The organism is Brevibacillus sp. AG (assembly GCF_028369215.1).
Taxonomy (GTDB): domain Bacteria; phylum Bacillota; class Bacilli; order Brevibacillales; family Brevibacillaceae; genus Brevibacillus; species Brevibacillus porteri.
Window position 1 is genome coordinate 34,670 of the sequence record NZ_JAQMYO010000002.1, and the last position, 19,713, is coordinate 54,382.

Consider the following 19,713-nt stretch of genomic DNA (forward strand, 5'->3'; position numbering starts at 1 on the left):
CCCGCGCATGCCGCGTGGGCTGGAAAGGAGATCCAAACCCTCTATGTCGGTAGGAAGAAACGAACTGTGCCCTTGTGGGAGCGGAAAAAAATACAAAAAATGCTGTGGGGTTGTCACTCCCATTACGGAGCTGCGTAGCCGCCACGAGCAAAAGCTGCAAAAAGAATACGCTGGCTGGGTCGAAAGACTGAACCATTTTGTCGGCGCAAATGTAACCAGCGAGACGATTCAAGAAGCGCGGAATCGTTTTGCCGAAGAAGTAGGTTTGACTCAAGAGAGTGTCGCACGTCCTGAATGGGCAGCCCATTTCTTCAACTGGTGTGTATTGGACGTCAAAACAGGTGGAAGCACGCTGCTTGAGAACTATATCAAACAGCATGGACGTCGGATGGAGCCTGATCTTCGCCGTGCGTTTGCTGGATTGCACCTGAACGTTTATGAAATCGTGGAAGTGGATCGTGATGTCATCACGGTTCAACAACCGATATCGGAAGAAAAACACTATCTGCTTCGTGCCAATACGTTGAATGTTGTCCCTGGGCAATTGATCGTAGGGCGCCTGCTGAATCTAGGTCTGCGTGATATGCTCTTCTCTGGCAGCATCATCTTGCAGCCACATGTCAAGGAAAGCCTGCTCGAGTGGTTACGCCAGCATCCAGAAGTAGAAGCTGCGAAGGCAGATACGAGCAAGAGAAGCTATACGACAGAGCTGTATCACTTCATCGTTCAATTTGGTGGAGCGACAAGCGAGTCGGAAGCACCGAAGCAAGAATCGCTACTGCGTCGTACCTATGCGATGCCAGATCGTAAACAGCTCCTGAAAGTAATCGAGTCGAATCCTGCATTCGAGCTGAAAAAACGGGATGCTGCTCGTGAGACATGGGTATATGCGACACGCAAGGAAGAGCATTTGTTTCCGAATTTAAAGGATGCCTTGTTGGAGCTATACGAAGTACAGGCAGAAGTGATTTTGCAGGATGACAGCCTGATTCTGGAAGGGTATGCATCGCAGTTAGATGAAGTCGCAGAGCTTTTACTGCTGCTTGCATTTGAGAACGAAGAGGAGATTCGCGTTCTTACTTCAACGGGCTCTCGTTTGTCCAAAGGAACTCTGTTTATCACGAGTCAGCCTACTTTGCCACCAAAAGTGTTGCAGTGGGCAGTCCAAACCTATTTTACCGAAAAATGGCTGGTTACTTCCCATGAACAGCTCGATGATTTGGCTCCGCTCTTGGTTGCGGCTACAGAAAACGAGGAGCTGCATGGGAAACTTCACAAGCTGATGGAACAAATGGAACAGGATCATAAAATCGGACAAGGCTTGGCTCGTTTTATCCGAATGGACATTCTTCGTCCTCGCCTCTCGTTGTCAAATGACAGCCTGCATGTGCATAACCTGCTGCGCCGTCCGTTGATCGAGGGATTGCCGGAGAGTGTGTACACCGTGCATCCTGACAGACTTGCGGACATCAATCGCTTCGTGCAAGAGATGACCGAAGGCAAGTCGGAAGCAACCGTTAAAAAGTACGATGAGGTCATGAACAACTTCCGTTCATTCGTCAGAGGAGCGTTTGGCCCATCTTTCACATGGGAGCAGTTGCGTAGAGAGGACCTGGTATACTTCTTCGTCCACGACATTTTCACGCGCACAGACGCAACGACCAAAACGTTGGCAACGAATCTGATGTCTGTTTTGACGGCGTTCTTCAAGTGGCTGGATAAGCAAGGACCATACGCGCTTTATCCTGTCATGCAGCCATTGTTCGCCGAGTTGAAGGAAACATTGCCGGAATCCTATCGCTTGCGTGGTGTGCTGGAAAAGGAAGCGACTCAAAATCTTTTCAGCAAACCAGTGGCGATCAAAGATGTCACGGAAGAATCCATACTCGTGCAAGAAATCACTTCATCTGGTTGTACGGCAAAACGTGCGAATGGCGAGACAATCAAGCTGTCTATTGGCGCTGAATTGGGTGCTATGCTGGCAGCAGATTGGATGATCCATGGCTTGTTCGGTCAAGGTGAGGACGGTACTTGGAGACTGTTTGGTACGCCTGAAGTGTATCCACCAGTCATTGCCCAAGTGCTGGGCGCACCAACAGGTGTATTAGTCTAGAACCCCTAGCATAAAGAAAAACCCGAGGATTCGTGTCCTCGGGTTTTTTGTTTTGACTTTTCCTTGGAATAGATTAGTGAGCCCATTCGCGGAGTGTCTTGTCTTTCGGCAGCAAAAAGCCCATGACCCCGATCAACGGGAGGAACGAACATAACAGAATGACAAAGCTCAGACTGTAAAGATCGGCGAGATAGCCGAAAACGAGAGCGCCCATGCCTCCCATTCCAAAGGCAAGCCCGATGATCAGCCCGGATACGGTACCGATTTTGCCAGGCAATAGCTCCTGCGCGTACACGACTGTGACGGAGAAGCTGGAAAGCATGATAAAGCCGCTGATCACCAGTAATGGAAAGGCCCAATAGCCTGAGACGTAAGGCGTCAGCAATGTCAGTGGAAGTGAACCGAGTGTGGAAATGACGAGCAAGTTCCTTTTTCCGAATCGGTCAGACAGCGGTCCGCCAAAAAATGTCCCAATCGCTCCTGCGAAAAGAAAACCAAAAATGACGAGCTGTGCACTGGCATAATCCATATCTTTCACATACATCAAATAAAACTGATAAAAGCTTTGGTAGCCAGCATTCATCCAGGATCGCACACTGACGATGACAACCAGGAGGCCGAGTGCAATCAATCGCTTGTTCCGATTCGTATACGTGACAGGTGCGGCAGTAGCCTTTTTCAAGCGCTGTTGCCCACGATACCAGAGAGCAACATAGAGCAAGATGCCGCTAGCTAATAGCGCGGGCAACAGAAACCAGGCAGCCCCTGTCTGTCCCAGATTTGCAAAGACCAGGATGGTCATCAAGGGGGCGAGTGCTTGCCCGGCATTTCCACCTACTTGAAAAATGGATTGTCCCAGCCCTCTGCGAGGACCGGATGCCAAGTGGGCGAAGCGTGAGGCTTCTGGGTGGAAGATGGCTGAGCCAATACCAACACAGGCGACTGCTGCGAGAACGAAATAGTAACTGCCGGAGAATGCGAGTGCCAGCATCCCAAATCCCGATACGATCAAAGCCAGTGGTGGCAATAAAGGAATCGATTTGCGATCGGAGAAGTAACCGACGAATGGTTGCAAAACAGATGAAGTAAGATTCATGACGAGTAAAATCATTCCGACTTGTGTAAACGTTAATGCCAGATTCTTCTCTACAATAGGAAGCAATGCAGGGATGACCGCTTGTAAGCTGTCGTTTAACAGATGCGCAATGCTAATGGCAAATAGCATGCGATAGACAGTTGGTGCCGCAGTCCCTGCCGGTGTAGAGTGAATGGGTGTTGATGAGGCACTCATGTCAGTTCATCCCCAACCTTTCTTAGGTAACTTACTTTTTATTTTTTTCAATGTAGCATGGATTCTAGAGGACGTCATCCATGAATGATGGGAATATGATGGTCGGAAATAAAGAATTTGATCTGTCAGGAAGTTTTTAAAAAAGTAGGTAAATGGCGAAACGTTGTCGAAAAAGAGAGGAGCACAATGGACTAGACCATGAGCAGAAGGCTAGGGGGAATGCTGGAATGCTGGAAGGTATAACAGAATACTGGCTATGCGTGGGAGGAGCCAATGTTGACGTGCAGGGGGTCACTTCTGCCAGACTGTTGCCTGGAACAAGTAATCCGGGTGAAGTACATCAAGCAGCAGGCGGCGTAGCTCGAAACGTGGCGGAAAATCTGGGATGGCTAGGAGAAGAAGTGCAGCTGTTTGCTCTGGTGGGAGAAGATGCAGATGGCGAGTGGCTAAGACAGGTCACAGCAAATAGTGGAGTGGCTACTCATGGCATGTTGCGAATCGCAGGGAAATCGACTGGGCGCTACTTGGCTATTCGTGATCGTGACGGTGAATTGTACACGGCTGTTGCAGACATGGAACTAAATGAAGAGTGGCCAGCGGAGATTGTCCAGCAAGGTCTCAAACGCTTGCCTCAGGCCGCAGGCTTGTTTCTGGATGCCAATCTTCCCGTCGAGGTTATGCGGGCATTTTTGGCGGAAGCCAGAAGACTCGACAAAAAGATCATCGTGGACCCTGTTTCTGTGAAAAAAGCAGAAAAATGGAAAGGGTTGCTAGAAGGTGTTCATATACTTGTCGCGAGCATTGATGAACTGGAAGTGCTAGTTGGCCAATCACTTCATTCCTATAATGATGTGGAAATATGCGCGAAAAAATTGGTGGCAGAAGGTATTCATCAGGTCATGGTCATTTGTGGGGAAGCAGGGCTGTGGCTGTGCACCGCACAGGAGGAAAAATGGCTTGCTGCCCCGACTATGCCGATTCGAGAGTCCGCAGGAGATGCGTTTGCCGCAGGTATCATTTATGCGCAAAACAAGGCATTGTCCCTTACAGAACAAGCAGCTTTCGGCGTTGCTTTGGCCGAGATGAGAACAAAGGGAAATGGCCAATACGATATCGATGTCCTTTTGGCACGAAAAGATTACTATGCCGCAAAAGAAAGACAGATCCTCGACAGAGAATGAAAATACATAGCTTGACGTACACTACCCGTTAGTTGGTACAGAGGAGGAGTGTATGTCATGGAAAAGAAATCGAATGATGTGAATGGAAAACAAGAGAGCCATGTTCGGCAGGGTGGGGATTCACACCGCTCCAAAAACAAGCGACCTGAAGGTCCTGTACAAGGATTTAGTCAGGCACCACGCGGCTTGCAATAAGTCGAAATTTATATGTGCAACTAAAGTCCCCTTATCGACAAAAAGATGGGGGACTTTTCGTTTAAAGGAACATTTTTCTACAAATGCAGACAACGATATGGTACAATACCTCAATCAGAGTATTGCCAACTGAAGAAAAAAGTGGTGCATATTGTCGAGTGGCACAATTCAAAATCGTGCCTCCCTTTACTTTGTCAAAAAGCGTGCGCGAACAAGGAGACTGATTCATATGCCAGATACTGTTGTGAAAACACGCGCTTCAGCTTCTCGAAAGAAACAGCCGAGCCGTAATCGAAAAATACGTAAACTCGTTGTATCCTTCACATTGATCACCTTGCTGCTGGTTGGCGGTGTGGCTGGAGCAATTTATTGGAAAATTGAGGACACTCTGACGGAAGTAACGAGCCCTGCAAACAGCGGATTTACTTCGCCAGTATCCCAAAATGTCGATCCTGTTTACTACTCGGATAAGCCAATGTCGTTTGTATTGCTTGGTTCTGATACCCGTCCGGAAACTGGTTCCATGAATACAGACGTAATGATTGTGGCAGTTGCCAACCCAAAGACGAAGAAAGTTACCATGGTATCGATTCCGCGGGACACACGCGTCAAGATCCCAGGCTATCGCGACTACCATAAGATCAATTCTGTCTATGCCAATGGCGAAGCAGAACGCAGGCAAGCAGAGCGCAACAACCAAACGGTTACTGAAGATGGTATTTCCTTAACGAAGAAAACGTTGAATGAAGTACTGGGTATTCCGATTGAGCATTTTGTAGCCATTGATTTCGATGGTTTCAAAGCGGTCATTGACGAATTAGGTGGTGTGGAAGTCAATGTGGATCGCAAACTGGTATACGATGATCCAACTGACGATACTCACATCAATCTCCAGCCAGGACTTCAAAAATTGAATGGTGAGCAAGCACTTGGTTATGTACGACATCGTCATGACAACCGTGGAACGAAGTACTACTCCAGTGACTTCGACCGTAACCGTCGCCAACAAGAGGTCATCAAGGCTGTCGTGGACAAAACGGCTTCTCTTGAAGGCTTAACGAAGATATTTAACGTCATGGACGTAGGTGCCAAGAATATACATACCGATCTTTCCAAGGATCAGATCAAAGGCTTGGCCTACGATTTCAAAGGATTTAATTCTTCTACGGTCACCGCATTGGATAATGGGGCATATTGGCAGGGAGGATACACGTATCTCGAAAAAGAAAAGCTCGAGTCTGTTCGCAATTCCTTGCAATCAGAGATGGGATTGAGTGGGAGCGTCGTAGCGTCGCTCAACAATTCTCCGATACTCGGTTCCGGTGAAGCGGTAGCGACAAGCAACAAGAAGAGCGTCAAGAAGAAAACGACAGAATCAGCTGCGTCAACATCAACGAAACAAAAAACGGAGGCTCCGAAAGAACAAGAGCCGAATTCAACAGACAATCAAGACGGTACGGCAAATGAAGGTGCAATGCCGCCACCTGATGTCGTAGACTCAGAAGGGCAAGGCCAGTCGACAGATCAAGGTCAGGGAGCACAGACGCCTGCGACTGATGCAACACAATCTCCTGGGACTGTACCAGCAGGTAATAACGGCAACAACTCTACACCACCGCCGGATATCATCCCGCCGTCCAGTCAAGATGCAGGTCCTGCAACTACACAAGGATCGAACACGAACTCTTAACGAGTACGAAAAACACCCGTTCATCATGAGCGGGTGTTTTTATTTGTCGATTCATTAAAAAATTTTAAAAATTCGTTTATGGAAAAGGTTTAGAAAACACCAATTTCGTGGTACAATAATAATATGCTGATAAGACAGATTAATCAGATAATTATTACTGACTGGAGGGATTTCTATGACGATTTTCTTGGTGAACCTGTTCCTGGTGATTGCTTTTGTGTACCTGATCAGCCGCCAACAAAACGAAGAGTTTGTGTACGATGAAGATTTTTTCCTCCAGAACCCTTCAGCTTTGGAAGAATATCAGCAGATGCCGATTGATTTCCAGCATGCCTTTTTCCGCAAGCATAAAGAGTGGATTAAGGAAAAATATATGCGCGGAGAAAGCTACATTTTAGGTTATTGTCCAAACAAAGAAGTGCGTCGTGCGTGGCTGTCAGAATTCATGAATCAAAAAAATATGAACAATTCACCGACCCCTTCCTCGTGAAGGGGTTTTTCGCATCTGTAGAACTCGTGCTATACTGCTACGAGAGGATATCGTGAAATAGGAGGAAAGAAGTACGTGTTACAATTTATGCTGGAAAAACTAAATCAACAGTTACATACGCATGGAATGATTTCGGATATCGTCTTGCGCTCCGATCATTCGTTGCTGGAAGAAGCGGAAGGGCAAGAGGTTCTGATCACGTTTTCGGAGGCAGAGGACGAAAAGCAACCAACGGCTACCATCCATCTGTTTTCGCTTGCGGAAGAGGACAGCTGTGAAATTGAGGTGGAAATTGACTATCCTTATAGCTTGCAAGATGAGGAGATTCAACAATTATGGACGCAAGCAAAAAGCTTGGTAGCTGAGTGTTCGCTGACAGAAAAGCGCCGCTTTGTAGAGCCTGGCACGCAGGCGGAAGCGAAAGTCGTACTGGATTATCACTTTGTCGTGCAGATGCCGAGAACAGAAGCTGAAGAAATCGCATTTACAGAAACCATCGCAAGATTTTCCGCAGATTTGGGGATGCTCGTCAAACTCGGCACATAAAAATAGGTTGTACATAAGGAAAGCTCAGGGGTATTATCCTGAGCTTTTTGCATGAAATGTGAGGAAGGAGGAATATGAGGAGGAGAGAGAGAATCGTATAGAAAATAAAAATGAATGAGCATTCACTCGTTGGGAGGGCGTTTAACGTGGAACTTTCAAAAGTATGGGAACCGATTCAAATTGGTTCGATGACGTTGCCAAATCGGATAATGATGGGGTCCATGCACGTTGGATTTGAAAAGCTTGAGAATGGTGTAGCGAGGCTTGCTACCTTTTACGCAGAGCGTGCTAAAGGAGAGGCAGGTCTGATCGTGACAGGAGGGGCTGCTGTACATCCAGAAGGCGGTATGGGCGACGAGTATTGCAATGTATACCAAGACGAGGATATCGAGAAATTGCGTCTGATCACGAAAGAGGTTCATCAAGCCAATGGGAGAATTGCGTTGCAGCTGTTCCATTCCGGGCGTTACGCGTACAAGGAAGCAACAGGATTAGACCCGGTAGCACCATCGCCATTGCAGGCGCCGATTAACCGTTGGAAGCCGAGAGAGTTAAGCGCAGAGGAGATCGAAGTAACGATCCAATGCTTTGCTGATGGCGCCGTCCGTGCTAAAAAAGCTGGCTTTGATGCCGTGGAAATTATGGGTTCGGAAGGATACTTGATCAATCAATTTTTATCCCCTGTGACCAATAAGCGAGAAGATGAGTGGGGTGGGGACTTTTTACGCAGAGCCCGCTTTGGTATCGAGGTGGCTAAGCGTGCCCGCCAAGCAGTGGGACCCGATTATCCGATCATCTACCGGATGTCGGGATTGGACTTAATGCCAGATAGTACGACGATGGAAGAGACATTGCAATTTGCCAAAATGCTGGAGGAGGCAGGAGCTGATGCTCTCAATGTCGGAATTGGCTGGCATGAATCACAAGTGCCGACGATTGGCATGATGGTGCCGCGTGGAGCGTATGTATGGGTGGCCCAGCAAGTCAAGCAGGTCGTGAACATCCCGGTTATTGCCAGCAATCGAATCAGCGACATGCGCCAGGCTGAAAAGATTTTGTATGAAGAATGCAGCGATATGGTTTCGATGGCCCGTCCATTTTTAGCGGACCCGTATATCGTTCAAAAAAGTAAAGAAGGACGTTTTGATGAAGTAAACACATGTATTGCTTGCAACCAAGCCTGTCTCGACCATATCTTTGATGGGAAGGTAGCCTCCTGTCTGGTCAATCCTCTCGTGGGCAGAGAAGCAGAGTGGCAGTTGGTTACGGCGGAAAACCGCAAGAAGGTAGCTGTAATCGGAGCGGGGCCAGCCGGCTTGGAGGCAGCTCGTGTGCTGGCAGAGCGAGGGCATCAGGTGGTTATCATGGAGGCCAAAAGACAGATCGGTGGACAATTAAACTACGCCAGACAGGTGCCGGGTAAAGAGGAATTTAATGAAACGCTTCGCTATTATCGGACAGAGCTTGCGCGTCTTGGTGTCGAAATAAGGCTGGGAACACTGGCAGAGGCAGAAGCCCTGATTGAAGAAGGCTTTGCAGAAGTGGTAGTGGCAACGGGAGTCATTCCTCGGCGTCCAGAGATTCCAGGAGTGGAGCTCGGACATGTAAAGGGATATGATGCGGTATTTGAAAAGCGCGCCAAGGTCGGTAGACAAGTAGTCATCATCGGTGCAGGAGGAATCGCATGTGATTTGTCCCATTTGCTGATGCACGACGAAACGATTTCACCGAAGGCAGCGGAATACTTGCAGGAGTATCGGATTCTGGATGGAAGAGCTGTACAGCAACTGCAACAGCGAAAACGCAAGATCAGCATGTTGCGGCGTGGGAAGCATGTCGGATCGGGCTTGGGTAAAACGACGCGCTGGGCAGTTCTCGCCAACCTGAAGCGACGTGGCGTAGAGATGCTGACACAAATTGAATATAGCCGGATTACAGAAGAAGGGGTATACTTCATTCAGAACGGGGAGGAACGCATGATACCTGCTGATACGGTCATTGTAGCGGCTGGAGCGACCTCCAACAATTCGCTATACCACGCATTGCTTGATCGGCTGCCTGTGCACCTCATAGGCGGGGCTAAAGAAGCGGGAGAGCTCGATGCTAAGCGAGCGATTTTGGAGGGCGCGACGGTAGGAAGAGCGATTTAAGGTGATGAAAAGATTTTCTATTTCGAAAACAATGGGGATCGGATATGATTAAGAAAAGTATGTCGTCTTTTTAGAAGTTTTGTCGAATCGCTTTTCAACCTCCGCTAATTCTTGCAAAATGAAGTTATACTGTTCAAATTCATTTGATTGGGGGCTCTCGCCTTGATGAACCATAATGGCATTCTCTTAGGGAAACGTTACTTCCTGTACTCGTTAGCACCGCTAGTAGAGGTGGAGGGATGGACGTTTACGATAGCCCCGGGGTTTAAGATGATCGCAGGCGGGAGTGCCAATCCATTACAGACATTAATCAGCGTTTACCGAGAGAATGAAAAGGTAGCGCAACTCGTGCTTCATCATAGACGAAGTGATTCAGATGTCACTGTGCAGGCTGTATCAAGTGATCTCCTGTTAGAAATCGCCCCGGCGACTAGAACTGTAAGTGTAGCAGAAAAGATGTAAGGCACCCTGAACGGGGTGCTTTTCACTTTCGATCTTCAATCATCATTCCGAGCAATCGAGGAGGCGGCAGGATCATGGTAGGGAACGAATGGCAGGTAGGTCAGTTTCAATTGTCTTGGCTGAGAGGTGGACTCACGAAGCTGGACGGAGGCGCAATGTTTGGAGTCGTGCCCAAGCCGCTCTGGAGCAAAAGATATCCATCGAATGATCTCAATCAAATCCCTTTGCGTGCTGACCCGATCCTGGTACAGGCTCATGGCAAGCGTATTTTGATTGAATCGGGATTGGGAAATGATCGGCTAACGGAAAAACAGAAGCGCAATTTTGGCTTGGAAGAAGAGTCTCAAGTGGTGGACTCCCTTGCTGCAAAAGGATTGACTCCTGCTGATATCGATATCGTCATCATGACACATATGCACTACGATCATGCCAACGGACTTGTCTCTATTCGTGATGGACAACTTATCTCTACATTTCCGCAAGCTGTCATCTACGTGCAGGAGCAGGAATGGGCGGAGATGAGAGAGCCGAATATTCGCTCGAAGAATACATATTGGGAAGAAAACTGGCGTCCGATTGAGAATCAGGTGAAGACGTACGGAGCTTCGCAGGAAGTTGTGCCGGGAATCACGCTTCATCATACAGGCGGTCACAGCCAGGGACATGCTATCGTACGGATGGAGACAGAGGGGCAGCTGCTTTTGCATCTAGCGGACATCATGCCTACACACGCCCATCAAAATCCATTATGGGTGATGGCCTACGATGACTACCCGATGACATCCATCTTTGCAAAAGACGAATGGATCAACAACGGGATCAAGCAAGGAGCTTGGTTCACGTTCTACCACGATAGCGTTTACCGTGCGGTGAAATGGAACGAACAGGGAGAAATGATTGATCGGATAGAAGTTATTTTGTAAAAAGGACAAGCAAAAGACCGTCAGTGTTTACTGGCGGTCTTTTGCGTTGTTTAAGGTCACCGTGTCCAACCCTATCGAAATTTTGATTACTCTAATAGAAATGTTTCATAATCAAAAAATTTTGAATGCTCATTGACGAACGACCATTGCCTCTCTACAATGGGAACATCACAGAGCATCTGTTCTGGCAAAGATGGAAAGGCATAACAGTGGTGAGGAGAGAGACAATGAGCTGGATCAAGATGCGTTTACAGGAGTTTCACCCGATTGTCTGGTCATTAGTCGTCGGGACCGTGTTCGTCCGGGCCGCCAGCTCGATGAGCATGCCGTTTTTGTTTTTATACTTGTCTAATCAAACAGATATGAGCTTGGCTATGATCGGATTGACTATTGGAGCAGGACCACTCGCGGGTACAATCGGAGGTTTTATTGCGGGAGCGTGGTCGGACAGAATCGGGCGCAGGCGAGTCATGCTAGGCGCGTTGTACGTGTGGACGCTCGTGTTCGTCGGGTTTGCGCTTAGTAAAGACCCGTGGATTCTGCTTTTTCTCAATATAGCAGGGGGACTCTGTCGATCCTTCTACGAACCGGTCTCCCAGGCGCTGATGGCAGATGTAACGCCACAAGAGAAGCGGCTTCGTGTGTTCGGTATTCGCTACATGGCGATTAACGTGGGGGTAGCGGTAGGGCCTATCGCAGGGGTAGTGCTGGCGAAAAGCTCTGTAGCCTTACCCTTCCTGATGACGGCAGTGATTTATCTCATCTATGTGATTAGCTTGCAAGGATTATTGAACAAGTTTGGCATTAAGCAAATTGAGGGTCAAAAGAAAGAAGTGGTTACATTCGGCCGTGCATTCAGTGTTGTGGTGCACGACAAAGCGTTTCGTTTGTACATGCTCGCCGGTGTTTTGGGAGCGATAGGCTACTCGCAAATGTCATCTACGCTGGCAAAATTCGCAGAAATGACGGTCGTGAATGGAACAGAGCTATTTGCCATCCTGATGACAGTCAATGCGATTGTCGTGATTGTGATGCAGCTTCCGTTGACGAACTGGGCAGAAAAAAAGACGCCTCTCACCGCGATTGTGGTGGGAAACGTCATGTATGCAGTTGGTGACGTGGGTTATGCCTTTGCCAACTCATGGCTGATATTCATTGTGGCGATGGTATTTTTCACAATTGGTGAAATCCTTACGTTTACAGCAGGAGACGTCCTGATCGACCGAATGGCGCCAGAGAGTATGCGCGGCAGCTATTACGGTGCGAAAAGCTTCAGCAACCTCGGCCAGTTCATCGGTCCGTGGATGGGTGGATTGCTGTTGGCAAACTACGGAGGTACGACCCTGTTCCTGATTGTAGCAGCTACCTCGATGATGAGCAGTGCCTTCCAATGGGCGGGTGCTCGCGCCTTTGAAGCAACCCGTGGCAAGTCCTTGAATGAAGCGAGGGCTGAATCACTCTAACGCTTGCAAGATCCGATCCGCCATCCGTTTATAGCCTTCAGCATTCGGGTGGAAGTGGTCTGTATACAAGTAGTTTTGTTCTTTACGCAAGAACAAGTCGTAGGTCGGCACCACGAATACTTGCGGGTATCTTGAGGCGATTTGGGACGCCTGATTGTTCCAGTCGAGCACAGGCCCGATGGTGTCGACGGCTGCTTCGGTATTGCCAAAAGGATTATACAGGGAAGTATAGACGATCGTCGCCGTTTTGTTGACGCTGCGAATCTGTTTGAGAATCTCTTCATAGTTGACCGCAAGCTGATTAAGAGCTGTGGTCACTTTTTCTTTTTCAATGGTATACAGCCCACCTGTCTGCCTGAACAAGTCATTGCCACCGATGGTAAAAAGAATCAGATCGGCTTCAGCGAGCAGCTTCTTCACTTGCTCCTGAGACATTTGTTTGAGCAGTTCAGATGATTCCTGTCCATTAATTGCGAGGTTTGTGAACGTAATAGACTGGCCCGATTTTTTCTCCAATGCTTGGCGAACGAGTCCGACATAGCCTTGGCCATTTGCGTCTCCGGCACCGCGCGTGAGGGAATCCCCTAGTGCGACTACTTTGTGGACACCCTTTTCTGGTAAAGGAGAGGGTGGCTGCTCTTTTTGGGCAGGTGGGGGTGCTGCGGATGGTGCTAACTGCTGCGGGTTCATCGCGAGGACAAACCCTGTCGCAAATAAGAGAAAGGAGAGTAAAGACAAGAGACCTGCCGTGCGCCAAAGAAATTGGCCGGATGTGCGCATCGGGTATCCTCCTATTCGTTTTAAAGTGTATGGTCATGGTATAATGTGGATGGACATCTTATGACAGTGTACCATAAACAGAACGCCATCGTCAGTTGACGAGGCATGACTCAGATAGGAGGGCGCACATTGGCCGAAACGGTCCTCTCAGTAAAGGGATTGCAAAAAGCGATTGGCAAAAAGTCGATCATTCATGATATTACGTTTGATGTTTTCGCCGGAGAGGTATTTGGATTTCTCGGGCCGAATGGCGCAGGCAAAACCACTACGATCCGCATGCTCGTTGGATTGGCAAAAGCCGATGGGGGAGATATTCGCATCGGAGGCATCTCCCTTCAGGAACAGTTTCCGCAAGCAATTGCGCAGGTTGGTTGTATCGTTGAAAATCCGGAGCTATACAAGTTTTTGACGGGCAGAGAGAATCTGGAGCAGTTTGCGAGAATGAGCGGTGGTATTACGCCTGAGCGTATTGAGGAAATCGTCCGCTTCGTTGATTTGGAGAGGGCAATTGATGATAAGGTAAAAACGTACTCACTCGGAATGAGGCAGCGTCTGGGGATCGCGCAGGCACTTTTGCATCGTCCGAAAATATTGATCCTGGACGAACCGACGAACGGTTTGGACCCGGCGGGGATTCGTGAGTTGCGCCAGTTTATTCGTAAGCTTGCCGAGGAGGAAGGGCTCGCTGTCTTCATTTCGAGTCATCTTCTCAGTGAAATCGAGATGATGTGTGACCGGGTGGCGATTATCAGCCAAGGGAAGGTCATTTCGGTTGGATTAGTCAAAGAACTGATGGAGCAGTTTGCTGATCAGGTCGATTGGACAATCCCGTCTTCCCACATACAGAAGGCCGAGGAAGTCCTGCGGAAACTACCAGCAGTGACAGATGTGTGGGTGGTCAGTGAAGAGCGTCTGAAATCACGCATGGACATAGAAAAAGTGAGCGAGGCTAACCAAGCATTGGTCAATGGTGGCATACCTGTGATGGGGATTGCGACAAAGACGGTTACACTGGAAGACCTGTTCCTTACATTGACGGGAGGAGGGGGAAGTCATGGAGCAGAGCATGGTGGGGCTCGTACAGAATGAAACCATAAAATTGCTGCGTCGGCGCCGTTTTCTCGTCGTTGTGCTGATCTTGGCGATTCTGATCCCGATTTTTACATACGCGCAGTACCGCTCGGTTGTCACTGCACAAGAACGAATGGGGACGACCGACTGGCGCCCGTTATTAACCCAACAAATCGTCGATATGCAAAACAGGCTGGCATCAAGCCGTCTTCCTGAAGAGTGGCGGGATTTTATCAAGGTCAGGATAGCACAGCAGCAATATTATTTGGATCATGACATTAACCCGATGGCGCCGGGTGGACCTACATTCGCCCGTGGCTTTATGGATCAGGCCATTTCGATGTTTTTGCCGATGATTATCGTCGTACTCGCGGTCGACCTCGTATCTTCAGAGTTTAGCGAGGGGACGGTAAAGCTACTATTAACGCGACCCGTACGGCGTTGGAAGGTATTGACCAGCAAATACATCACCCTGCTGCTGTTTACCTCTCTCACGGTTCTCACGACACTGATTCTCGCTTATTTACTCTCTGGGGTCGTATTTGGCTATTCGGGATGGGACCTGCCCATTTTGACTGGCTTTGAAGTAGCGGGAGGAGAACTGGAGACATCTGGCGCTTTCATGCTGCCACAATGGCAATTTTTGCTGATGCAATATGGGCTAGGCTGGTTCGTCTGCGTCGTGGTTGCCACGGTCACACTTATGGTCTCTGTTTTGGTTCGGAGTGCGGCTGCGGGGATGGGAATTATGATGGCAGCATTAATTAGCGGAACGATCCTGACGCAGATGGCATCCTCCTGGGAATCGTCCAAATACTTGTTCGTGGTAAATTTGCAGCTTACGGATTACCTAAATGGAACACTACCTCCGATTAAAGGGATGACGTTGCCGTTCTCGCTGACCGTGTTGAGTGTATGGGCGATCGCAGCGCTGATCATTGCGTACGCGACCTTTATCCGTAAGGATGTCACATCCTAATTTAACAAATTCCGTTACTTAATGACATGTCTGCTCGTCTTTACCATGACGAATGAAAAAGACAGCGAGAGGAGAAAGACGAAACAGAATGGACGTATTATGGAAAGCAGGCTCGGTGACACTATCTGGCATGTTTGAGCTGTGGGCAGCGATCCCTGTAGGTTTTATGTTGCAACTACCACCGGTTCTGATCGGAATATTTAGTGCGGTGGGTGCGATTATCAGCGCAGGTGTCGTCATTTTTCTGGGAGGTTCTTTGCGCGCCTGGCTTTTAAAGCGTGTAGAGAAACGGAGCAAGCGTCAGGGGCGCATGTGGCAGATATGGGATAAATACGGAGTGGTCGGCCTTGGTCTCGCTTCGCCGCTTTTAACGGGAGCCCCACTGGGAGCTGCTATTGGTATCTCGCTGGGAGCCCCTACGAAAAAGCTCATGCTGTGGATGTCGGTGGGCATCATTATCTGGAGTGTGTTATTGACGGCAGGAGTGGCTTTTGGTCTGTTGCAATTCATGGTACCAGAAACGAAATAGAGCTATATGCATGAAACCGCCAATTTCTGGCGGTTTTTGTTCATGCTCATCATAACGTGATTCTGTAGACAATCTCTCCATCGTATACGTCGCCAGTTTCTTCAAAGCCGGTTTGTCTGTATAAATGTCTTGCACCTGCATTGTCTGGGCATACGGTCAGGTTGACAAATCGGCTTTGCGGGAAACGGTTCCGTACCGTATCCACGATCGCTGTGAGAGCCGCTCTGCCATATCCTTTGCCTTGGTACTGGTGATCGATCAAAAAACCGTTGAACCAGTAACACCAATCTGTTGAGGCGTCATAGGTAATCATGACAAACCCAACCATTTCATCAGCGTTATACAAACAGAATGGTTCATATGCGCAGTTGTCACCATCAGGGCGGATATGAACCTTCGCTAATGAAACGGCAACAGACGGGACAAAGCGCTGCTGCTCATCTTGTACCTGCAAGCGTAATGCATCTTGCCAGTTATCTCTGGTTGTTGGAACCAATTGAATACCAGTGTCTTTGATAAGTCTTCACCTCGATCATCTTGATAGCTTAAGCGTAACCGATCGTTCCTGAAAAATCTTCCTTTTCTGCTTGGGCGTTTTTTCGTAAAATAAACAAGGATACAAATAGAAAAGTTCCCGAAAGTGAGGTAACTGACATGGACGAGAAAAAAGAAGCATTGGTCCCTGAACTGGAGGATCTCGTTCGTAAATTTACAGAGCTGTTGACAGGAGAAGCGACTCCTGAGCGCGTAGAAATGGTAAAAGTATGGTGCCTGTACACGACAATGGCAAAAGCAATGCCTCCGCTGATTCAGCATTGGGGAAGCGAGCCTGAGCATATGGAAGCACGGAATCAAATTCGGGAAATCATCGAGCAAATCAAGCAGTGGAATCAGGAGAAAAATCAAAAGCATTAAAGAGTAGGAAAAAACGCTGTCTCTTTGCGAAAGAGAACAGCGTTTTTTTACTTCAATCGAATCTCTAAGCGGCGTAGAGGCATCAACTCTCCACGATAATCTAGCAGGCCTTGCTTGATCAGCTCGTGAACCCGGTATGTCAAATACGTGTCACCAATACATTGATCGCTTTCCCCCATGACGGTACCGATCACACGTGCAGCCTTTTGGAACTTATTTGATGCATGTTCCAAGAGCGAGGCATCATAATAATCCTCCGATACTTCTAATACCTCACCCTGTTTGTAAACGCGCAGCGTACTATCAGATTGCGACCACTTTTCCCATTCGAGGATGAGGCTTTGTACGAGAGACGCAGGCATATTCTTTTTCACCTGATAAGCGTCCATCACCAATTTGGGAGGGAGGGCACCCGCGCTTTTCCATACATAAGATACCTCGTTGCCGTCTATGTTTCTTACTTTGTAATCGCAATTCACACTAAATGCCGTTATATCGATTGCTTCGAATGAGAGGTTTTTATCCTGAAGCATGGAGACAACATAACGAATCCCTATGCTGTCAGATGCGTTCTGACCATGCCACAGAATTACGCTACTGGCATCAGGGATCTGTGATGGCAAGGTTAGATTTCGCAGCAGGTATGCTTTTAGCGTTGTCAGGTCTTCGTTAGAGATCGGTTCTACTTGCTTGAAGAAAGAATGAATCCATTCAATCCTTTCATTCATCCCGGTTGCGGTCTCCAGTTGATGTAGCGGTCCAACTGAAAAATCATCCTCGATACAGATGATGCTTTCTGTTTGTAGTAGATTCTGTTTGCGGAAGACGGATCGAAGTGTACCGTAGGCAGATAGGCTGAAGCAGATGTGAAATTTGTTCATTCGTTAGCTCCTCATGATTAAAAAGACACGATCCCGAAAATCAGATCGTGTCTTTTCCGATTGTAGGGATCTTTTTACGGATTCCACGTGATATGTTTGCTAGCATCCATTAATTCATTTAAGGTAACTCCGTTTGCGGTCACTACCACATACAACGATTGGTTGTCGGATTGAGCGTTAAAATGAACCGCATGCTGGGCTGTTGATCCTTTTGAATCCGTTTGATCAAAAGAAACGGCGATGGCTTGCTCTCCGTTGACAGCGAACAACTGAGTAGCGGAGAAAGTGCCTGGGATAGAGAGGCTGCGCTTGCCTTCTGTATTGCGCACAACATCTAGGCGAATCCAGTCGTTGTTCCGCTTGTAATCGGCAGTTAAGCGAGTCACCTTTTGACTGGTTTCGGATTCATATTGGACCGATACCGTACTCATCGAGAACCCATTCGGTGCTTGCGAAAGGGCAGGCACGGGCATATCTGATGCTTGTACAGCAGTGTTCAAATCCGAGAAGGAGGAAAGAGTAATGGGCTGCTTCGCTACCGCCGGCAACGTTGGACCCACTAATGCGTTCTCAGTCTTACCGCCATCAGCAGTGTCTGGTTCCACTTGGGAAGCGATCCCAAAAGTCGTAGGCTTCTCAGCAGCGGCGCCATTGGCTTCCTTAGCGGCTACTTGGTTACCAGTATTTGCTGAAACGGCTGGAACTTCCGATTTCGCTTTTGCTGCTTGATCAGCCGAGTTCCCTTGTAATCCGCGAGATGCCACGCTGTTCTGCCCGTCTTTATTGATCGTACGTGGCTCGGGTGTTACTACTTTTTCCTCTGGTTTCACCATCGCAATCGCATTGTTCGATTGGGGAGGTGATGCAGGAGGTGTATCTTTTGCAGGTGCAGTCGGAGCGACCTGCGATTGTGTAGCGGCGGACTCTGGCTTGCTTTCTGCTTTTTTCATCGTCGGACTATCGGCTGCTGCTGGTATGGAAGCGATAGCAGGTGCTGGGGCTGACGGTGCCGATTTTGATTCCGTATCGCTGAATGCAAAAGTGTTCTGGTTGTCTTTCATCCCGGTTTCTTGAATGGTAGCCATTTGAAGATTATCCGGTGCCATTTGTTGGTAGCCGACGAAACCAACTGCGAGCAAGACAGCCGCTGCGCTAACCCAGGCGTATGAAGGGAAGCCTTTGGTCCAACGCTTGTTTGGCTTTACGATCACTGTGCTCGTTTGTTGCTCTGAAGATGCAGTAGCGGCGTGAGGGGGTACACCTTTTTCGGCGGTCTGGTAGATTGCTTGCATGATCCTGTCTTCCAGGTTCGCTTGAGGTAGTGGAACCTCCTTCAAGAACTGCACCTCCTCTTCTGTTGTCATTTGCGTTTCTATCCAAGCGATGCATTCGTCACAGGTTTCAATATGTGAGTGTGAATCGCTATCTGTGTCATCTAGCCATGCTTTTCTAAATGCCTGGCAGTTCATGTACGAGCCCCCCTTCCTTGCGGGATAACAATTTTGCGAGTTCCTGACGAGCACGCAAGTAACGGACGCGAGCTGTAGATTCGGCGATGCCGAGGAGTGTAGCTATTTTTTCAAACGGATATTCGTGCGTACAGCGAAGGACAATCACTTCTCGATAAGAATCCGACAGTAAGGCAAAGGCCTCCTGAATTTCTCGACGTTGCTCCTTTGTCATGAGCGATTCCTGAGGGGATTCGTCCCGTGTATTTGATGGCACATAGGCCAATTGTTCATCCGAGTCATGATACTTTCGGCGACGCAAGAAGTCGATGCTCTTATTTCGGGCAAGCGTATGTAACCAAGAAGAAAACTGGCTGTCCCCGCGGAAAGTGGACAATTTTTCATACGCTTTTACAAATACTTCTTGAGTGAGATCCTCTGCATCAGAGCGATTGTTTACCATTTTGTAAATGAAAACATAGATCATATGCTGATATCGCTGGATGAGGTCGCGATACGCTTCGATGTCGCCTTGAAGAATCCGCTGAATGATTTCGGCGTCGGATTGCATTGAATCTTTGGCCTCCCTTCCCTCTATGAGACGCT

At 48.4% G+C, this 19,713-nt stretch carries 20 protein-coding genes; 14 read left to right on the forward strand and 6 right to left on the reverse strand.

Going from position 1 to position 19,713, the window contains the following annotated elements; genetic code table 11:
* The first annotated feature begins 43 nt into the window (after window positions 1–43).
* Window positions 44–2,113, forward strand: a complete 2,070-nt coding sequence (locus POF51_RS05335; protein WP_069851430.1) for a YecA family protein — start codon at window positions 44–46, stop codon at window positions 2,111–2,113.
* Window positions 2,114–2,186: 73 nt separating this feature from the next.
* Here POF51_RS05335 and POF51_RS05340 read toward each other — a convergent pair whose 3' ends face one another.
* Window positions 2,187–3,404, reverse strand: coding sequence for an MFS transporter (locus POF51_RS05340; protein ID WP_271754248.1), 1,218 nt, complete (start codon window positions 3,402–3,404; stop codon window positions 2,187–2,189).
* A gap of 227 nt (window positions 3,405–3,631) precedes the next feature.
* Here POF51_RS05340 and POF51_RS05345 point away from each other — a divergent pair, with 227 nt between their 5' ends.
* The 9 genes from POF51_RS05345 to POF51_RS05385 all read left to right on the forward strand — a co-directional run bounded on the left by POF51_RS05345 (window position 3,632) and on the right by POF51_RS05385 (window position 12,504).
* On the forward strand, window positions 3,632–4,585 hold the full coding sequence (locus POF51_RS05345) for a carbohydrate kinase family protein (RefSeq protein WP_069851426.1): 954 nt from the start codon (window positions 3,632–3,634) through the stop codon (window positions 4,583–4,585).
* A gap of 57 nt (window positions 4,586–4,642) precedes the next feature.
* On the forward strand, window positions 4,643–4,780 hold the full coding sequence (locus POF51_RS05350) for a hypothetical protein (protein ID WP_007717021.1): 138 nt from the start codon (window positions 4,643–4,645) through the stop codon (window positions 4,778–4,780).
* Window positions 4,781–5,009: 229 nt separating this feature from the next.
* Window positions 5,010–6,470, forward strand: coding sequence for an LCP family protein (locus POF51_RS05355; RefSeq protein WP_069851424.1), 1,461 nt, complete (start codon window positions 5,010–5,012; stop codon window positions 6,468–6,470).
* Between the two features lie 175 nt (window positions 6,471–6,645).
* Window positions 6,646–6,960, forward strand: coding sequence for a hypothetical protein (locus POF51_RS05360; protein WP_017250356.1), 315 nt, complete (start codon window positions 6,646–6,648; stop codon window positions 6,958–6,960).
* A gap of 75 nt (window positions 6,961–7,035) precedes the next feature.
* Window positions 7,036–7,506, forward strand: coding sequence for a hypothetical protein (locus tag POF51_RS05365; RefSeq protein WP_069851422.1), 471 nt, complete (start codon window positions 7,036–7,038; stop codon window positions 7,504–7,506).
* Window positions 7,507–7,652: 146 nt separating this feature from the next.
* Window positions 7,653–9,656 (forward strand): oxidoreductase, encoded by a 2,004-nt coding sequence (locus POF51_RS05370; RefSeq protein ID WP_271754253.1) that lies wholly within the window; start codon window positions 7,653–7,655, stop codon window positions 9,654–9,656.
* A 165-nt stretch (window positions 9,657–9,821) separates the two neighbouring features.
* The gene (locus tag POF51_RS05375) at window positions 9,822–10,118 is read left to right on the forward strand and encodes a hypothetical protein (protein ID WP_017250353.1); all 297 of its coding nucleotides are present in this window, start codon (window positions 9,822–9,824) and stop codon (window positions 10,116–10,118) included.
* A 74-nt stretch (window positions 10,119–10,192) separates the two neighbouring features.
* On the forward strand, window positions 10,193–11,041 hold the full coding sequence (locus POF51_RS05380) for a YtnP family quorum-quenching lactonase (RefSeq protein ID WP_017250352.1): 849 nt from the start codon (window positions 10,193–10,195) through the stop codon (window positions 11,039–11,041).
* Between the two features lie 227 nt (window positions 11,042–11,268).
* On the forward strand, window positions 11,269–12,504 hold the full coding sequence (locus tag POF51_RS05385) for an MDR family MFS transporter (RefSeq protein WP_271754256.1): 1,236 nt from the start codon (window positions 11,269–11,271) through the stop codon (window positions 12,502–12,504).
* Here the strand turns inward: POF51_RS05385 and POF51_RS05390 are convergent.
* On the reverse strand, window positions 12,496–13,284 hold the full coding sequence (locus tag POF51_RS05390) for a GDSL-type esterase/lipase family protein (protein WP_069851416.1): 789 nt from the start codon (window positions 13,282–13,284) through the stop codon (window positions 12,496–12,498). The two genes, POF51_RS05385 and POF51_RS05390, sit on opposite strands and share 9 nt — an antisense overlap.
* Window positions 13,285–13,389: 105 nt before the next feature.
* Here POF51_RS05390 and POF51_RS05395 point away from each other — a divergent pair, with 105 nt between their 5' ends.
* The 3 genes from POF51_RS05395 to POF51_RS05405 all read left to right on the forward strand — a co-directional run bounded on the left by POF51_RS05395 (window position 13,390) and on the right by POF51_RS05405 (window position 15,863).
* Window positions 13,390–14,373, forward strand: a complete 984-nt coding sequence (locus tag POF51_RS05395; protein WP_170831634.1) for an ABC transporter ATP-binding protein — start codon at window positions 13,390–13,392, stop codon at window positions 14,371–14,373.
* On the forward strand, window positions 14,339–15,334 hold the full coding sequence (locus POF51_RS05400) for an ABC transporter permease (RefSeq protein WP_069851414.1): 996 nt from the start codon (window positions 14,339–14,341) through the stop codon (window positions 15,332–15,334). The genes POF51_RS05395 and POF51_RS05400 overlap by 35 nt, the downstream gene beginning before the upstream one ends.
* Before the next feature lie 88 nt (window positions 15,335–15,422).
* A complete protein-coding gene (locus POF51_RS05405) occupies window positions 15,423–15,863 on the forward strand; it encodes a small multi-drug export protein (RefSeq protein WP_017250347.1) in 441 nt (146 codons plus the stop codon).
* A gap of 49 nt (window positions 15,864–15,912) precedes the next feature.
* Here the strand turns inward: POF51_RS05405 and POF51_RS05410 are convergent, their stop codons facing one another.
* A complete protein-coding gene (locus POF51_RS05410) occupies window positions 15,913–16,359 on the reverse strand; it encodes a GNAT family N-acetyltransferase (RefSeq protein WP_083261718.1) in 447 nt (148 codons plus the stop codon).
* A 158-nt stretch (window positions 16,360–16,517) separates the two neighbouring features.
* Here POF51_RS05410 and POF51_RS05415 point away from each other — a divergent pair, with 158 nt between their 5' ends.
* A complete protein-coding gene (locus POF51_RS05415) occupies window positions 16,518–16,778 on the forward strand; it encodes a YusU family protein (protein WP_015892299.1) in 261 nt (86 codons plus the stop codon).
* Window positions 16,779–16,825: 47 nt separating this feature from the next.
* Here the strand turns inward: POF51_RS05415 and POF51_RS05420 are convergent, their stop codons facing one another.
* The 3 genes from POF51_RS05420 to POF51_RS05430 all read right to left on the reverse strand — a co-directional run bounded on the left by POF51_RS05420 (window position 16,826) and on the right by POF51_RS05430 (window position 19,678).
* Window positions 16,826–17,659 (reverse strand): DUF1835 domain-containing protein, encoded by an 834-nt coding sequence (locus POF51_RS05420; protein WP_069851410.1) that lies wholly within the window; start codon window positions 17,657–17,659, stop codon window positions 16,826–16,828.
* Between the two features lie 74 nt (window positions 17,660–17,733).
* On the reverse strand, window positions 17,734–19,128 hold the full coding sequence (locus tag POF51_RS05425) for a hypothetical protein (RefSeq protein WP_069851407.1): 1,395 nt from the start codon (window positions 19,126–19,128) through the stop codon (window positions 17,734–17,736).
* Window positions 19,109–19,678, reverse strand: a complete 570-nt coding sequence (locus POF51_RS05430) for an RNA polymerase sigma factor (RefSeq protein ID WP_007716978.1) — start codon at window positions 19,676–19,678, stop codon at window positions 19,109–19,111. The genes POF51_RS05425 and POF51_RS05430 overlap by 20 nt, the downstream gene beginning before the upstream one ends.
* Window positions 19,679–19,713: the final 35 nt, after the last annotated feature.

What these genes read in the sequence shown, in the direction of transcription:
- POF51_RS05375 (WP_017250353.1), top strand. Translation starts at nt 9,822, where the DNA reads ATGAACCATAATGGCATTCTCTTAGGGAAACGTTACTTCCTGTACTCG.
- POF51_RS05345 (WP_069851426.1), top strand. Translation starts at nt 3,632, where the DNA reads ATGCTGGAAGGTATAACAGAATACTGGCTATGCGTGGGAGGAGCCAAT.
- POF51_RS05405 (WP_017250347.1), top strand. Translation starts at nt 15,423, where the DNA reads ATGGACGTATTATGGAAAGCAGGCTCGGTGACACTATCTGGCATGTTT.
- POF51_RS05355 (WP_069851424.1), top strand. Translation starts at nt 5,010, where the DNA reads ATGCCAGATACTGTTGTGAAAACACGCGCTTCAGCTTCTCGAAAGAAA.
- POF51_RS05350 (WP_007717021.1), top strand. Translation starts at nt 4,643, where the DNA reads ATGGAAAAGAAATCGAATGATGTGAATGGAAAACAAGAGAGCCATGTT.
- POF51_RS05425 (WP_069851407.1), bottom strand. Translation starts at nt 19,128, where the DNA reads ATGAACTGCCAGGCATTTAGAAAAGCATGGCTAGATGACACAGATAGC.
- POF51_RS05400 (WP_069851414.1), top strand. Translation starts at nt 14,339, where the DNA reads ATGGAGCAGAGCATGGTGGGGCTCGTACAGAATGAAACCATAAAATTG.
- POF51_RS05335 (WP_069851430.1), top strand. Translation starts at nt 44, where the DNA reads ATGTCGGTAGGAAGAAACGAACTGTGCCCTTGTGGGAGCGGAAAAAAA.
- POF51_RS05415 (WP_015892299.1), top strand. Translation starts at nt 16,518, where the DNA reads ATGGACGAGAAAAAAGAAGCATTGGTCCCTGAACTGGAGGATCTCGTT.
- POF51_RS05390 (WP_069851416.1), bottom strand. Translation starts at nt 13,284, where the DNA reads ATGCGCACATCCGGCCAATTTCTTTGGCGCACGGCAGGTCTCTTGTCT.
- POF51_RS05420 (WP_069851410.1), bottom strand. Translation starts at nt 17,659, where the DNA reads ATGAACAAATTTCACATCTGCTTCAGCCTATCTGCCTACGGTACACTT.
- POF51_RS05395 (WP_170831634.1), top strand. Translation starts at nt 13,390, where the DNA reads ATGACTCAGATAGGAGGGCGCACATTGGCCGAAACGGTCCTCTCAGTA.
- POF51_RS05430 (WP_007716978.1), bottom strand. Translation starts at nt 19,678, where the DNA reads ATGCAATCCGACGCCGAAATCATTCAGCGGATTCTTCAAGGCGACATC.
- POF51_RS05385 (WP_271754256.1), top strand. Translation starts at nt 11,269, where the DNA reads ATGAGCTGGATCAAGATGCGTTTACAGGAGTTTCACCCGATTGTCTGG.
- POF51_RS05360 (WP_017250356.1), top strand. Translation starts at nt 6,646, where the DNA reads ATGACGATTTTCTTGGTGAACCTGTTCCTGGTGATTGCTTTTGTGTAC.
- POF51_RS05380 (WP_017250352.1), top strand. Translation starts at nt 10,193, where the DNA reads ATGGTAGGGAACGAATGGCAGGTAGGTCAGTTTCAATTGTCTTGGCTG.
- POF51_RS05340 (WP_271754248.1), bottom strand. Translation starts at nt 3,404, where the DNA reads ATGAGTGCCTCATCAACACCCATTCACTCTACACCGGCAGGGACTGCG.